Consider the following 15,662-nt stretch of genomic DNA (forward strand, 5'->3'; position numbering starts at 1 on the left):
CTAACCATTGATTCTACTATGTTTTTTCTATTATTCGATATCTAAAGTTCCTCTTGTTTTTATAGTATAGCCCAAAAGAGATTGGCTTTGCAAGAACTATTTACAAAACATAAAAAAGAAGCATTTTCATATATAAAAAAGGCGGATATGCTCCGCCTATTGGTGTTATTTGCAAGTTTTCATGTCATAGAAATATCTTTGCTGATTGAGGTAGTCCCTTGCGATATCAAGAGCTTCACCGAATCTTTGGAAATGCACAACTTCACGTTCTCGAAGGAAGCGAAGTGGTGCCAACACATCTGGATCATCTGTCAAATCAATCAAATATTCATATGTGCTACGAGCTTTTTGTTCTGCTGCCATATCTTCATACAAATCTGTGATGGGGTCACCTTTGGATTGGAAATAGGTTGCTGTAAATGGTGTACCTGCTGCTGAACAAGGGAATACGCCCAAACCATGTGCAACATAGTATGCATCCAATCCAGCATCTATAATTTGATCTTTGGTCAATCCTTGAGTCAATTGATGGAAGATAGTAGACATCATTTCACCATGTGCCAATTCTTCTGTACCGATGTCATTGAGCATTGCCTTTGCTTCTGGTGTGACCATAGTGAATTTTTGGCTCAAATATCTAAGAGAGGCTCCAAGTTCGCCATCAGCACCACCGTATTGCTCAAGCATCAATTTTGCAAGTCTTGCATTGGGTGTTTTGATATTCACAGGGAATTCCAATTTCTTTTCGTAAATCCACATTTACATACACTCCTTTCCACTAAGAGATGGATTTGCACTTTTTTGCCAAGGCCATGGGTCCTTTTCCCAACTCCAATTATTGGCATCTGCTGCATAGCTTCTAAAGGAACAAAGTGGTCCATACATTTCTTCGTATTGCAAACGCAATGTGTCTGCTGCTGTCACCACTTGATTGTATGCAGAAATGGCTTCTGTTTCTGTTGGATGGGAATTGAGGAACAATGCAATATCCAAAGAAATAAAGTCCAACTCCATCAACTTTTGGAACATTTCTTCTTGGTTCATACTTCCATTTCCAGAACCATTTCCATTTCCTGGTCTGGTTGGTCTATTGGGTCTTGTGGGTCTATTGTTGTATTCTGGATATGTTCTCATCATCAATATTCCTCCTTATATTGTTCCAAATGCCAGCCTGCACAGTATGGAACTACAAGATTGGAAAAGACAGTGCCACAAACAAGGGCTTGTTCTCCGTCTTTTGGTGTTTCGTATGGTTGCATTGGAATATACGCTTGTGCCAATGGCAAATCACTTGGAAATACAGTTGCATCATTTGCAGTCTGTGTCATATTTCTTTGTTGTGATGTGTAATAGGCATCTGAAAATTGATTGCTCATTTCTTTCATCATAAAACCCTCCTTATTTCTCATTACCATACTAGAATATGGCAAGATTTCAATATGGTGCGTTATTTTATTTACAACCAAATATATGCTATGTTTATGATTGGAAAAGATAAGATTCTTCATTTCATTCAGAATGACAATGCTTAGGCAACGCTGCACAGCCCTATATCACAACCATTATGGTTTATTTCCCTGCCATAAGTGCCAAAATACTCGACGATATTTCCGATATCGCCTCCGTTTTCCAACAATTCCGACGAAAAATCTGCTCGCAAATTTTGCAATCTGGGTTATGCAGTATTGCCCTTATAATTATTTTTCGATTTTCAAAATTTCTCCTACACCTTTTCACAAAAAAACACCCCAAAGGAATCATCCCTTGAGGTGTTACAATCAATTTCTTTTTTTCTTATCGTTTGCTCCCTTTTGTACCCTTGTCTTTTTTTGCAATTTCCAAGTGTACTTTTTTGTTTTTGATTTTTGCATTTTTCATACCAAGCAAAATATCTTTTACAAATTCATTTGGAACATCTACGAAAGAATAATCATCATACAAATCAATAGCACCCAAAACTTTACCAGGAACGCCTGCTTCATTTGCAATTGCACCTACGATATCTTTTGTACGCACTTTATTTTTCTTACCTGCATTGATGAACAAACGTACCATTTTGCCACCACCAGCACCGTAATGTTCTGTACCACCCAAGTTGATATCATCCAAAACATCCAATTCATCTACATTGACATCAGCCAAGTGATTTTTGAGCAAAGCTGCTGCAATGTCAATGGAAGTATAGTCTTCTTCCATCAAACGATCCACCAAATGGATGTATTTTGTCATTTGACCTTCTTGAATGATGTCTTTGATTTTTTCCAAGAACAAGTTGGTTTTCATTTCTTCTACATCGCTGAGAGTTGGCAATTTTTGTTGTGGAATTTTTGTTTTGATATAACGCATGATATCACGCAATTTATAAATTTCTTTACCCACGCAGAATGTAAAGGCTTTACCAGTTTTACCAGCTCTACCTGTTCTACCAATACGATGTACATAATATTCTTCATCTTGTGGCACATCATAGTTGAACACCACATCAATATCATCTACGTCGATACCACGAGCAGCAACATCTGTTGCAACCAAGATTTCAATGGTACCATTTCTGAATTTTTGCATAACTTTATCACGTTGTTGTTGTTTCAAGTCACCATGCAAACCTTCTGCAAAATAGCCACGTCCTTGCAACATTTCCACCAAATCGTCTACTCTTTTCTTTGTATTACAGAAAACCATAGCCAATTTTGGATCGTATACATCAATGATACGTGTGAGCGCATCAAGTTTTGTTTTTTCTTTTACATCAAAGTATGCTTGTTCGATATTTGGAACAGTGAGTTCTTTACGCACAATTTTGATGAATTCTGGATCGTTTTGGAAACGTCTTGTAATATCCATGATTGCTGGAGACAAAGTTGCAGAGAACAACAATGTTTGGTGATTTTCTGGAACTTTTACCAAGATAGATTCGATATCTTCTCTAAAGCCCATGTCAAGCATTTCATCTGCTTCGTCCAAAATCATCATTTTCAAGTTTTCCAATTTCAATGTTCTACGACGCATATGATCCATAACACGTCCTGGTGTACCAATCACCACTTGTACACCTTTTCTAAGTGCCATGATTTGTCTATCGATTGGTTGACCACCATACACAGGCAAAACACGTACATCAGATTTATATTTCAACAATTTTCTAAATTCTTCACTGACTTGGATAGCCAATTCACGTGTTGGACAAAGAATCAACGCTTGTGTGCGTCTATCTTCTGGATCCATCATTTCCAAACATGGGATACCAAAAGCTGCTGTTTTACCAGTACCTGTTTGAGATTGACCCAAAACATCTTTGCCTTCTTTTACCAAACGAATCGCTTGGGATTGGATTGGAGTTGCTTCTTCAAACCCCATATCCAGTACCGCTCTACAAATTTCAGCGGATAAGTTCATTTCCTCAAATCTTGAAGTTTCCATTTTTTTCTTTTCCTCTCATCTTTCTGTAAAAATCGAAGAAAACCACAAAAAAGGAACCAGCTTGCCATGAGAAAATCTCTTTGTTTTCATTCGATCTATTCAACTTTTGTGCCTGCGCTTTGGCATTGTTTCATGCCATTTTAGTATATCCATATTTTCATTTGCATACACTATCCATGGAAGTCACTTACTACTTCCGAAAATATCCTTTTCAAGCACTACCTAAGCTTTCCTATGAAAGCCGCAAAATATATAATAACAGGTAAAAATAACAATTGCAAGTATTATCTTCTTGTTATATAATAAATTGTTAACTAAGTAAGAATTACTTAAGAATTTTGGAGGTTTTTTGTATATGGATATCATTCACGCTCTTATTTTGGGCTTAATTCAAGGGCTTACAGAGTTTTTACCTGTCAGCAGTTCTGGTCATTTGGTGTTATTCCAAAACCTATTTGGCATTACAGAAGGTACACAATTCTTTACCATTTTGCTTCATGTTGCAACTTTGGTGGCTGTTTTCATCTACTACTGGGAAGACATTTGGACTTTGATCAAAAAGCCAATTCAACGCACCACCATGCTTTTGATTTTTGGTACCATTCCAACAGTGATCATTGCTTTGCTATTCAATGATACCTTTGATGCCATCTTTGGTGCTGGCAAATTCATTGGGTTTAACTTCATTTTCACAGGTTGTATTCTATTATACGCAGACAGTTGTCGTAGTGGTAGAAAAAGAATTTCTCGTATGTCCAATCCAGATGCATTTATTGTAGGTACTTGTCAAGGTCTTGCAATTTTGCCTGCTGTGTCACGTTCTGGTATGACCATCAGTGCTTGCCTTTCTCGTGGTATGGATCGTGAAAGTGCTGCTCGTTTTTCTTTCTTGTTGTCTATTCCTGCTATTTTGGGTGCTATGGTTTTGATGCTGAAAGATGTCATCACTGGTGAAGTTGCTTTGGGTGACAGCATTGGTATTATGCCTATGGTTGTTGGGTTTTTGGCAGCTGCTGTGTCTGGTTATTTTGCAATTCGTGCCATGGTCAACATCATCAAACGTGGTAAGTTGAAGTATTTCTCCTATTATGTATTCATTTTGGGTATTGTTTTGTTGGTGGATCAATTCTTCTTGCATATGATTGTACAATAATGTAAATCATTCATAAAATCAAATAAATTGTACATAATAACATCTATACTTTGGTATGGGTGTTATTTTTTTGCTCAAATGTGATGTGGATAGCACCACACTTTCTGTTTGAAGGTTATTTATATAATGTGTAATGAAGTAGGTAGTTGAGTAGCAAGAATTTGAGTCTATAATTTTTTCAAATATTAGAGCCTTTTAGACCTTACTTTTCAACAGTGAAAAGTAACAAAAGCTGCCACTACTTCCGAAGCGTGGAGCACGGTTCAAGATGGGTCTAGCTCGACCCCTCTTGAAAATCACCCCCGAAAGTAAGCTATGTGGCGGTGTAAACCCTACGATTAGACCGTGAGTGACAAGCCCCTCACCTTTTGATTACTGGTTTCAAAATGTTATTGTGGGTTTTTGTAGGGGATGGCGTCCCCGACATCCCCTAATAAACCGCCACGAAATGCAAGTACGCTGTTGTAGGGGCGATTCACGAATCGCCCGAAAAAACATACGGGTGGATGTGGAATCCACCCGTACAAAAGCGAAAGCATGAATGTGCTACAATTGTAGGGCTGGGGCTTGCTCTTGCCGTCATAAACAGTCAAGAAACGGAACAGTCAAGACTGTTCCCTACAACATTCAATATCATTTATTTTGGAGGTTTTATGGAGATATATTTGCATCTAGATGAAAAAATACAGGTGGTTACAAAAAAAATTGTGTTTTTAAGTGATTTGGGTGAAGTATTTGTAACTGGAAAACCAAATATTTCTATGCAAGAATTGGCAGTATTCTGCATTGCAAAAGACGAAGATGCCACCTATCTACTTTCCATTGTGGATATCATCAAAGCCATTCACCAGAAATATCCAAATGCAACCATCCACAACCTTGGTGGTGCTGCAATTTTGCTAGAATACCACGTCAAACCAAAGAAAACCAACAAAATATTTGAACTATGCAAAGTTGCCTTTGTATCCTTGGTGTTGTTTACAGGTGCTGCAACCACAATCATGTGTTTCCAAACAGATGGTCAATTGCCTCAAATTTTTCTCAACTACTATGAAATGTTTTTTGGTGTTACAGTTACAGAAGTGCCAGCCATTTTATCCATCCCCTATTCCATTGGTTTGGGTGTTGGTGTTATTTTATTTTTCAATCATTTTTCTAAATTTTCCATTACAGACGATCCAACACCCATTGAAATCGAAATGACCACATACGAAACCGATGCAAACGCCTGTATCATGGACAATCTTGCATCTAAGAAAGGAAAGAAACCATGATGAAATCCATTGTTTTGGCATTTGCAGGATTTGCTTCTGGTGCCATTGTTTCTGCTGGTGTATTTGCCTTTATTGCTGCCATTGGATTGGTGCCAAGGATGGCTTTTCGTTCCAAAACCAAGAACTACATTCGATTTTATGAAGATGTTATTGTACTTGGTGGATTGTTTGGTGCAGTTGCCAGTTTCGTTTCCTATCATTTGCCAGCAATTCCACTTTTGGTTGCTGTGTTTGCCATTTGTATTGGCACATTTATTGGTGTTTTGGCAGTTTCTTTATCCGAAGTGTTGAATGTCATGCCTATTTTATTTCGACGCACCCATCTCACCATTGGGTTACCCTATTTATTGCTTGCATTCACCATTGGCAAAATGTTTGGTTCCCTTTTATATTTTTTACAAGGTGGATTTTTCATCCCCTAGAAGGAGGTTTTTATGAAACAAAACAAAAATCAAGAATATAGCAAAATGGTGGAACAAGCATCCCCCAATAGCCCCATTTTCACCAATTGTTTGAAGGCTTTCTTTTCTGGTGGGTTCATTTGTGGTATTGGTCAATTGCTCATCATTTGGTTGGAAAAATCCTTTACCGCTGACGAAACTGCCCTTTTGGTATCTGCCATTTTGATTGTTGCATCTGCCATTTTGACAGGTCTTGGTATTTATGAAAAGCTTGGAAAGGTTTGTGGTGCTGGTACCATTGTTCCCATTACAGGCTTTGCAAACTCTGTGGTATCTCCTGCAATCGAATTCAAGAAAGAAGGTTATGTACTTGGTATGGCTGCGAAAATGTTCCTTTTGGCTGGTCCAGTCATTGTATATGGAACCTTATCTTCTATGATTATTGGTTTGATGTATTATTTTATTGGATAAGAAACGGGTGACCACACAATTTGATAAAAAGGGTGACCATAACGCCACCCATACATATTAGAACATATTATTTTTCTTTTGGATTTGCAACGAGTCCTACAATGAATGCTGCTGCAACCACAACTGAAATGCCACCTGCTGCTGCTTTCATACCGCCTGTCAAAACACCTAAAATGCCAGCAGAATCCACTTCTTTCATAACCCCTTCTGCCAAACGAAAACCAAATCCTGTCAGTGGAACTGTTGCACCTGCTCCTGCAAATTCTTCCAGTGGTTGATAGATGCCCAAACCGCCAAGCAAGCACCCCAAGCATACAAAACCAACCAAAATTCTGGCAGACGTCAACTTGGTTTTATCCATCAAAATTTGACCCAGAACACAAATCAAACCACCTACTACAAAGGCTTTTAGAAATAGTATCATCGCAAATTCTCCTTTCTCAAATGGCTTTCAATGACCACACCATGTGCAATGGATGGAATGTTTTGTTTCTGACCAGATGAAGTTGGACTAAGCAAAGCACCTGTTGGAATAAATAGCATACGTCCAATGTCACCCCTTGCCAATTGTGGATAGAAATATGCACAAAATGTGGTTGCTGAACAAGCACATCCACTGCCACCACAATGGGTATCTTGTGTGTGTGCATCAAAGATTTCAACGCCACAATCGGTATATGCATTCCCTAATGTATAACCCTCTTGTTTCATCAAGTCCACCAGAAGTTTTTTACCTACAATACCCAAATCTCCTGTTGCAATCACGTCATAATCTGCTGGTGTTCTACCTGTATCCCTGAAATGTGCCAACAAAACATTGGCTGCTGCTGGTGCCATTGCTGCACCCATATTATTGGCATCTGTGATACCCATATCTGTAATTTTACCTGTTGTAACCTCTGTAATTATAGGATAATCACCTGTTTTGCCTAAAACCACTGCTCCATCACCTGTGACAGTCCAAGTGGTTGTTGGTGTTCTTTGGTCACCCAATAGAAGTGGAAATCGGAACTGTTTTTCTGCTCCACAGAAATGACTGGATGCACCCACCAAAATATAATTTGCAAAACCACCATCCACAAGCATAGCACCCAGACCCATACCTTCACCCATAGTAGAACAAGCACCAAAAATACCAAAGTGTGGCACCTGAAAATCCATAACACCAAAGGTGGTTGCAGTACATTGATTCAGCAAATCCCCTGCAAAGATATAGTCCATATCCTCCATAGAAAGTCCTGCTTTTTGCACTGCCAACGCCATATTTTCTTGTACAAACTTACTTTCTGCCAATTCCCAACTGGCTTCGCCAAACATGCCATCTTCCACCACACAGTCGAAGTGTTTCCCAAGTGGACCTTCACCTTCTTTTTTGCCGACTGTAGAAGCAGCAGATACAATACGCACACCTTCAGACAGACCTACCGTTTGTTTTCCAATTTTTTTATATGCCATAGAAAACCTCCTGATTTGTTTTGATTAGTATGTGTGGTTTTTGAGATTTTATGAAATTGTAGATAAAGATTGTTTATATAATGTGTAGTTGCGGAGCGATGAGGGCATCGCTCCCTACAAAAATCAAAACCTTAAATACATTACACTTGTAGGGGCGATTCATGAATCGACCGCAAAACCAAGGATTCTTCGTCACTGCGAAACTCTCCTCAGAATGACAGTGCGTTGGTATATGCTTGTAGGGGATTGCGTCCCCGACGTCCCGTCATCAACAGCCACAAAACAAACGGGTGGGCATGGAAACCCACCCCTACAAATCATAAGCATAATAATTATTCATGCAACAAAAAAACACGAGAAGCACCCGTGTTCTTTCATGTGTATATTCTATTTCTTAGATTGCATTTTTGGTTGCAATGACATCCACACCTGTATCTGCCACATTTTTAACCACCACATCACCAATACGCACTGGTGCTTGGATGGTCACACCTTGCAATGCTTTCATACATTCGAAAATCTTGCCTTTTGGAATATCGTCAGCTGTTTTTACAGAAACCGTTGCAGAAGTGCTACCTGCCACCAATACAGAACTGGTTACAATTCTAGTTGGATTGGTCAATTCTTTTTTTGCATATTCTTCACCACGTTTACAAGTGTTGCCAGAAACGCTAACAACTTCCCTTCCATTCATTTCCACAGAAAGCATACAACCCAATGGGCATCTAATACATACCAAATCTCTAGTTTCCATTTTTATGCCTCCTCTACTTTCACAACAATTTCTTGGATATCGCCTTTGCTGGACAACAATTCTTTTGTTAAGATGACTTCTTCCATTTCACCTGGTGCCATGATGATGCGTTTTTTGTGCAACACACGTTCTCCATTGATATATACAGAAGAATAGCAATTTTTGTACACATCACCTACACGGAAACGCACAATTTGTTTTTCTTCCATTCTATCCACATTGATGGTTTTTGGCACTGTGTATCTAGCACCTTCTGTTGCCACCAAAGGAATGTCTTTGCTGGTTGCTTCTTTTTTACCTTCCAAAACGAATTTTGCTGCATTTCTACCTGCTGCTACCGCTTCTTCAGAAACAAAATCCACCAAATCATGTACATGCAATACATTTCCACAAGCAAAGATACCTTCTACATTGGTTTCCAAACTTTCGTTTACAATAGGTCCAGATGTGACCATATCCATATCAATACCCAAACCACGTGACAATTCGTTTTCTGGAATCAAACCACAAGAAAGCAACAACGTATCGCATTTGTAATGTTCTTCTGTGCCTGGAATGGGTCGTCTATTGGCATCCACTTGTGCCAAAGTAATACCTTCTACACGTTCTTTCCCTTCCACTGCAATGACTGTGTGACTCAGCTTCAAAGGAATATCAAAATCGTCCAAACACTGTACAATATTACGTTTCAAACCACCAGAATAAGGCAACAATTCTGCAACCACTTTGACCTTTGCACCCTCCAGTGTCATTCTTCTTGCCATAATCAAGCCAATGTCACCTGATCCCAAAATCACCACTTCACGTCCAGGCATGTACCCTTCCATATTCACCAAACGTTGTGCTGTACCTGCTGAAAATACACCAGCTGGTCTATATCCAGGAATGTTGAGCGCACCTCTGGAACGTTCACGACAACCCATCGCCAAAATGACGGTTTTTGCTTCAATTTCAAACAAACCTTCTTCTCGGTTCATGGCTGTAATCACTTTATCTGATGTGATATCCATAACCATAGTATGGAGTTTGTATTCGATTTTTTCTTCTAGCAATTGGTCAATGAATCTCTGTGCGTATTCAGGACCAGTCAGTTCTTCTTTGAAGGTATGGAGTCCAAATCCATTGTGGATACATTGGTTCAAAATACCACCAAGTTCTTTATCTCTTTCCAATACCAATATACTTTCTACACCACTTTGTTTGGCAGAAACAGCTGCTGCAAGTCCAGCAGGCCCACCACCAATGATGACAATATCATAATGCAACATATTCGTTTCCTCCTCAAATGGTGTCCTTATTTACGCCAACAATCAACTTGGAATTGCCACCAGATTTGGTTACTTCTGCAATATCCATATTTTTTTCACGAGAAATGATTTCCATAACCCTAGGTGCACAGAAACCACCTTGACAGCGACCCATACCAGATCTGGTTCTACGTTTTACACCATCCAAGGATTTTGCACCCAATGGACGTGTGATGGCATCAATGATTTCGCCTTCTGTCACCATTTCGCATCGACAAATGATATTGCCATATGCTGGTTTTTCTTGAATCAATGCCATTTGTTCTGCTTTGGTCAATTTTTTAGGATCAATGATACCCACTCTTGTACCAATGAAATCAGATTTCAATTCTGCATTTGCAAGCTCTGCCACAATACCTGCCACCATTTTGCCAATTGCTGGTGCAGATGTAAGCCCTGGTGATTCGATACCAGCACAATCAATGAAATTCTTTGCATCTGCCACTTCACCAATGATGAATTCATGGCCAGCTTCATGCGCACGCAAACCAGAGAAGGAAGTAATCACTTGACGCATAGGAAGATTCTTCACAGTTCTGGAAGATTTTGCAATGACCGTATCCAAACCATCTTGTGTGGTGCTGGTTGCTTCTTTATCCTCAATATCCAAGGAAGTTGGCCCAACCAAAGTGTTGCCATGGACTGTTGGTGTCACCAAAACACCTTTGCCCATTTTGTCTGGTAATTGGAAGATGGTGTGGTTCACAAAGCCACCTGTTGTTTTATCCAAAAGGCAATACTCACCTTTACGAGGTGTGATTTTCATTTTGTTTTCACTGACCATATTATGCAAAGTATCTGCAAACACACCTGCTGCATTGACGATATATTTTGCTGTCAATTCACCTTTGTTTGTTTCCACAACCCATAGGTCATTTTCTTTTCTAAAGCCTGTCACTTGTGTATCGAATTGGAATTTGACACCATTATCCACTGCATTTTCAGCCATTGCCAAGTTCAAATCAAATGGACATACAATACCGCCTGTTGGTGCAAACAAAGCCATAACTGCTTCATTGGAAATGTTTGGTTCCATTTCTTCTAGTTCTTTACGTTCTACAATACGCAAATCTTGTACGCCATTGGCAACACCACGAGCCATCAAATCTTCCAAAGCACCTCTATCCCTTTCGTTCATGCAAACCACCAAAGAACCAATGCGTTTGAAGGAGAAATCCAAGTCTTTGGACAATTCATCCATCATCAAGTTTCCTTCTACATTGAGCTTTGCCATCAAAGAGCCTACTTCTGCATCAAATCCTGCATGTGCAATGGCACTATTTGCTTTGGATGTACCACAACATACATCTTCATCACGTTCCAAAACCAAGGTATTCAAGTTGTATCTGGAAAGCTCTCTTGCACTGGCACTTCCTGAAACACCTGCTCCAATTACGATTACATCATACATTTGTATTCCTCCATTTTTCAGTCAATTGGGTATAAAAAAAAACAACAACAACACCTTCCTGTAAGAAAGTGTCATTATTGCCTCTCCATCATCTCTGCAACAAATTATTTATTTGCAATCACTATATCATATATTTTTTGATTTGAAAAGTGTTTTTTGACATTTTCCAAAGATTTAACATTACATTTCATATTACGGCAAGAGTAGAACCCTTGCCCTACAAAACCATAAAATTCATAGTGAATCATTGTACGTCGTATTATGGAAATTCATGGTAAATTTCAGTCTTCTTTCGCCCAATCAAAGGCATATTTCACTGCTTTGTGCCAACCTTTTAATTTCTTTTCACGTGCTTCTTCTGAGATGGTTGCTTCAAACTGTGCATCAATTGCCCAATTTTTGACTACATCTTCTTTATTTTTCCAATAACCAACTGCAAGTCCAGCCAAGTATGCAGCTCCCATTGCTGTGGTTTCCACACAAACAGGTCTATGTACTGGTGCTCCAATGATATCAGACTGTGTTTGCATCAAGAAATTATTTGCACTGGCACCACCATCGACTTTCAATGCTTTCAAATCAATGCCAGAATCTGCTTTCATGGCATGAAGCACATCATACACTTGATATGCAATGGATTCCAGTGTTGCACGAATGATATGAGATTTGTTGACACCACGGGTCAAACCTACAATAGTACCTCTTGCATATTGATCCCAATAGGGTGCACCCAAACCTGTAAATGCAGGCACCACATAACAACCATTGGTATCCTTTACTTTCTTTGCCATATATTCTGAATCCACAGAAGAATCTATGATACGAAGCTCATCTCTAAGCCATTGAATTGCTGCACCAGCCACAAAGATGGAACCTTCCAAAGCATAGTTCACTTTGCCATCTAGTCCCCAAGCAATGGTGGTTACCAAGCCATTATCAGAAAAGACTGGTTTTTCACCTGTATTCATCAAAAGGAAACAACCTGTTCCATATGTATTTTTGGCTTCACCAGCGTTGAAACAAGTTTGTCCAAAGAGTGCTGCTTGTTGATCACCCGCTGCACCACAAACAGGAATTTCACCACCAAAATAAGAATGATCTGCATAGCCATAAATATGACTGGAGGGTTTTGCTTCTGGTAACATACATTCTGGAATATCCAGTTCTGCCAAAATATCCTTATCCCATTCCAAGGTGTTGATATTGAATAAAAGGGTTCTGGATGCATTGGAATAGTCTGTTACATGAGCTGCACCTTTGGTGAGTTTCCAAATCAGCCATGTTTCCACAGTACCAAAGAGAAGTTCGCCACGTTCTGCTCTCTCTCTTGCTCCATACACATGATCCAAAATCCATTTGAGCTTTGTACCAGAGAAATAGGCATCGATAACAAGACCCGTTTTTTTACGGAACATTTCTGTCAAACCTTTTTCTTTTAAGGAGTCGCAATATTCAGAAGTTCTTCTACATTGCCAAACAATTGCTTTGTAGATGGGTTCGCCTGTTTCTTTATCCCAAACAATGGTGGTTTCCCTTTGGTTTGTGATACCAATGCCTACAATTTGTTCATGTGTCACACCAATTTTTGTCATTGCTTCCACTGCAACACCCAACTGATTTGACCAAATTTCATTGGCATCGTGTTCCACCCAACCAGCTTCTGGAAAATATTGTGTGAACTCTTTTTGTGCCACACTACACATTTCACCAGTTTCATCAAATAAAATACAACGATTGCTTGTTGTACCAGCATCCAAAGCCATTACGTATTTTTTCATGAAAATCCTCCTAACCAATACCCAAAATCCTTATAAAAACCAAACATCCTGATTGGTGGTGGAAACAGAAATTGCACCTGCCTCCAACGCATCCATAACATCATCTTTATCGCCAATCAAACCACCTGCAATGACAGGTTGATGGCAAATTCCTTTCAGTTTGCGTATCACCTTTGGCATAACCCCAGGCAAAACCTCTATGATATCCGCCTTGATTTGTGTGCGTTGTTTCTCCATATTGTGAAATGCTCTGGAATCCAAAACAAAGATACGATATACCGTAATCAAAGACAAATCCTTTGCTTTGTTGATGAGATTCATCCTTGTGGAGATGATACCATCTGCTTTTGTCTGTGTTTTGATGTATTCCACAACCACATCTTGGGTGCTAAGCCCTTCAATCAAATCGATATGCACCAAAGCCATTTTGCCAGCAGATTTCACTTTATCTACAATTTCACCTATGTTGCAAATGTTGCCAAACAATACAAACACAATTTCCACATCAGATTCCAAGCATTTTTCAATGCCTGCAAAGTCTTTGACTGCTGCAATGACCGGAGAATCCACCAGTGTATCATAAAAATTTTGATTCATTTTTTCACTCCCTGCCAATATTGTAATCGAAACCCAGAAAAAAAGAGCATACAAAAGAAACGATATTTCTATCGTACCTCCGCCTACTCCATTTGCTCCGACAAATATTCAATTTATAATCATATGGTATCATTTCTATTTTTGATTTGCAATAGAAAAAGATGTCAAATTTGCTTTTTGTGCAGTTTGCAGATGTATAGATTCAATGGGATTAATCAAAATTTCATGGTTATTTGATATTGGATATGATATGATATGAATGATAGATATTGATATGCTTTTGAGAAAGGATTTAATATATGAACAGATTACTCCGTAATATACTATGTGTTTCCATATGTTGTGCCACCTTGACCACACCTGTTTTGGCAAATGATATTTCCATTTCCATTGATGGAGAACCCTTTTTGTCAGAAACAGCACCTATCATTGAAAATGACCGTGTTTTGGTGCCTATGCGTAGTATTATGGAAGCTTTGGGTTATGAAATCCAATGGGATTCCACCACTCGTACTGTCACAGGTATCCAAGGTGATACCACCATTTCTTTGTGTGTAGATTACTCCTTTGCAACGGTCAATGGTTCTTATGTGGCTTTGGATGCGTATCCTACCATTGTAGATGGATACACTTATGTGCCACTTCGTTTTTTGGCAGATCACAGTGGTGCCAGCCTTGTTTGGTCTAGCGAAGAACGCTCTGTTTCCATCAATACTTCCGCTATCGAAATTGAAAAATCTGTGTCTGATATTCTTGCTGATTCTGTGGTCTATATCCAAACCAATAAAAAACAAGGTAGTGGTGTCATTCTTTCTGAAGATGGTTTGATTGCAACCAATTTCCACCTCATTGATGGCGCATCCACCATTCAATTTAAGTTCAATGATCGCACCATTTACCAAGATGTTACTACAGTTGTTGGCATTGCACCTGACATTGATTTGGCAATTTTGCAAATTGATTTGGAAGATTTGATTCCAGTTTCATCCACAGCAGAACCTGAATTGGATGTAGAAATTTTTACAATTGGCTCTCCTCTAGGGGAACACAATGTGGTGACAGAAGGTTCTATTTTATACATCAATGACAATGTGATTCAGATTTCAGCACCCATCCAAAATGGAAGCAGTGGTGGTGGTTTATTTGACACAGATGGCAATTTACTGGGAATTACAACCTTCTTTTCCAATAACAATTACTTTGCAACACCTGTTGACAAGTTAGAAAAGGTAGAAGATGTGGATATGGATTTCTCTGAAATGAAGGATTATGTCTATAGTCCATCTGCTCCATCTGAAATTTCTTGGACTATGAATGGTAGCTTTGCTTATATTTCTTGGGAAGCCATTTATGATGTGGACTGTTACAAAGTATATTATCGAGAAGACAGTGATGATGATTTTACCACTTTGCACAACACCACTATGGGTAGCGACCAATGGTATTGGGGTATTCCCTATTGTTTCGGGATTTCTTCTAGCAACTTCGATTCTGTGGAATTTATGATTACTTCTGTACGTGACAATGTGGAATCTGAACCAAGTGATGTGTATCGGATAGAGTTTTAAAGGATAACGGAGCGATGAGGGCATCGCTCCCTACAATAATCAAAATATGGAAGCACGTTGCAATTATAAGGGC

The 15,662-nt window shown here is 39.1% G+C and carries 16 protein-coding genes; 5 read left to right on the forward strand and 11 right to left on the reverse strand.

The features are described 5' to 3' along the window. Nucleotides 1–165: 165 nt before the first annotated feature. From MJY40_RS08555 to MJY40_RS08570, 4 genes are all read right to left on the reverse strand, one after another. Nucleotides 166–759 carry a manganese catalase family protein gene (locus MJY40_RS08555; RefSeq protein WP_317853826.1) on the reverse strand — a complete coding sequence of 198 codons (594 nt, stop codon included), beginning with the start codon at nt 757–759 and terminating at the stop codon, nt 166–168. Continuing rightward, complete coding sequence (locus MJY40_RS08560; RefSeq protein WP_317853827.1) at nt 760–1,137, reverse strand: spore coat protein CotJB; 378 nt, start codon at nt 1,135–1,137, stop codon at nt 760–762. Further along, entirely contained in the window at nt 1,137–1,388 is a 252-nt protein-coding gene (locus MJY40_RS08565; protein ID WP_317853828.1) for a spore coat associated protein CotJA, read from the reverse strand. The genes MJY40_RS08560 and MJY40_RS08565 overlap by 1 nt, the downstream gene beginning before the upstream one ends. 406 nt (nt 1,389–1,794) lie before the next feature. Next, nucleotides 1,795–3,420 carry a DEAD/DEAH box helicase gene (locus MJY40_RS08570; protein WP_317853829.1) on the reverse strand — a complete coding sequence of 542 codons (1,626 nt, stop codon included), beginning with the start codon at nt 3,418–3,420 and terminating at the stop codon, nt 1,795–1,797. A 355-nt stretch (nt 3,421–3,775) separates the two neighbouring features. On the opposite strand from MJY40_RS08570, the gene MJY40_RS08575 reads away from it, so the two are divergent. The 4 genes from MJY40_RS08575 (at nt 3,776) to spoVAC (ending at nt 6,719) form a co-directional block, all read left to right on the forward strand. Then, a complete protein-coding gene (locus MJY40_RS08575) occupies nt 3,776–4,573 on the forward strand; it encodes an undecaprenyl-diphosphate phosphatase (RefSeq protein WP_317853830.1) in 798 nt (265 codons plus the stop codon). A 653-nt stretch (nt 4,574–5,226) separates the two neighbouring features. Continuing rightward, nucleotides 5,227–5,847, forward strand: a complete 621-nt coding sequence (locus MJY40_RS08580) for a stage V sporulation protein AA (protein ID WP_317853831.1) — start codon at nt 5,227–5,229, stop codon at nt 5,845–5,847. Continuing rightward, entirely contained in the window at nt 5,844–6,269 is a 426-nt protein-coding gene (locus MJY40_RS08585; RefSeq protein ID WP_317853832.1) for a stage V sporulation protein AB, read from the forward strand. The genes MJY40_RS08580 and MJY40_RS08585 overlap by 4 nt, the downstream gene beginning before the upstream one ends. Nucleotides 6,270–6,281: 12 nt before the next feature. Next, nucleotides 6,282–6,719, forward strand: coding sequence for a stage V sporulation protein AC (gene spoVAC / locus MJY40_RS08590; RefSeq protein ID WP_317853833.1), 438 nt, complete (start codon nt 6,282–6,284; stop codon nt 6,717–6,719). Nucleotides 6,720–6,786: 67 nt separating this feature from the next. Here the strand turns inward: spoVAC and spoVAE are convergent, their stop codons facing one another. The 7 genes from spoVAE to MJY40_RS08625 all read right to left on the reverse strand — a co-directional run bounded on the left by spoVAE (nt 6,787) and on the right by MJY40_RS08625 (nt 14,021). Then, nucleotides 6,787–7,143, reverse strand: a complete 357-nt coding sequence (gene spoVAE, locus MJY40_RS08595; RefSeq protein ID WP_317853834.1) for a stage V sporulation protein AE — start codon at nt 7,141–7,143, stop codon at nt 6,787–6,789. Continuing rightward, a complete protein-coding gene (spoVAD, locus tag MJY40_RS08600; RefSeq protein ID WP_317853835.1) occupies nt 7,140–8,174 on the reverse strand; it encodes a stage V sporulation protein AD in 1,035 nt (344 codons plus the stop codon). Before spoVAD ends, spoVAE begins: the two co-directional genes overlap by 4 nt. Nucleotides 8,175–8,568: 394 nt before the next feature. Beyond that, complete coding sequence (locus MJY40_RS08605; protein ID WP_317853836.1) at nt 8,569–8,928, reverse strand: DUF1667 domain-containing protein; 360 nt, start codon at nt 8,926–8,928, stop codon at nt 8,569–8,571. Nucleotides 8,929–8,930: 2 nt separating this feature from the next. Beyond that, the gene (locus tag MJY40_RS08610) at nt 8,931–10,196 is read right to left on the reverse strand and encodes an NAD(P)/FAD-dependent oxidoreductase (protein ID WP_317853837.1); all 1,266 of its coding nucleotides are present in this window, start codon (nt 10,194–10,196) and stop codon (nt 8,931–8,933) included. Nucleotides 10,197–10,209: 13 nt separating this feature from the next. Next, nucleotides 10,210–11,646 carry an NAD(P)/FAD-dependent oxidoreductase gene (locus tag MJY40_RS08615; RefSeq protein WP_317853838.1) on the reverse strand — a complete coding sequence of 479 codons (1,437 nt, stop codon included), beginning with the start codon at nt 11,644–11,646 and terminating at the stop codon, nt 10,210–10,212. Nucleotides 11,647–11,927: 281 nt separating this feature from the next. Then, the gene (glpK, locus tag MJY40_RS08620) at nt 11,928–13,424 is read right to left on the reverse strand and encodes a glycerol kinase GlpK (RefSeq protein ID WP_317853839.1); all 1,497 of its coding nucleotides are present in this window, start codon (nt 13,422–13,424) and stop codon (nt 11,928–11,930) included. A 30-nt stretch (nt 13,425–13,454) separates the two neighbouring features. After that, entirely contained in the window at nt 13,455–14,021 is a 567-nt protein-coding gene (locus MJY40_RS08625; RefSeq protein ID WP_317853840.1) for a glycerol-3-phosphate responsive antiterminator, read from the reverse strand. Nucleotides 14,022–14,320: 299 nt separating this feature from the next. Between MJY40_RS08625 and MJY40_RS08630 the strand changes: the two genes are divergently transcribed. Next, nucleotides 14,321–15,589, forward strand: coding sequence for a stalk domain-containing protein (locus tag MJY40_RS08630; protein ID WP_317853841.1), 1,269 nt, complete (start codon nt 14,321–14,323; stop codon nt 15,587–15,589). Nucleotides 15,590–15,662 lie beyond the last annotated feature (73 nt).

This window comes from Chakrabartyella piscis, from assembly GCA_030067835.1.
Taxonomy (GTDB): domain Bacteria; phylum Bacillota; class Clostridia; order Lachnospirales; family Anaerotignaceae; genus Chakrabartyella; species Chakrabartyella piscis.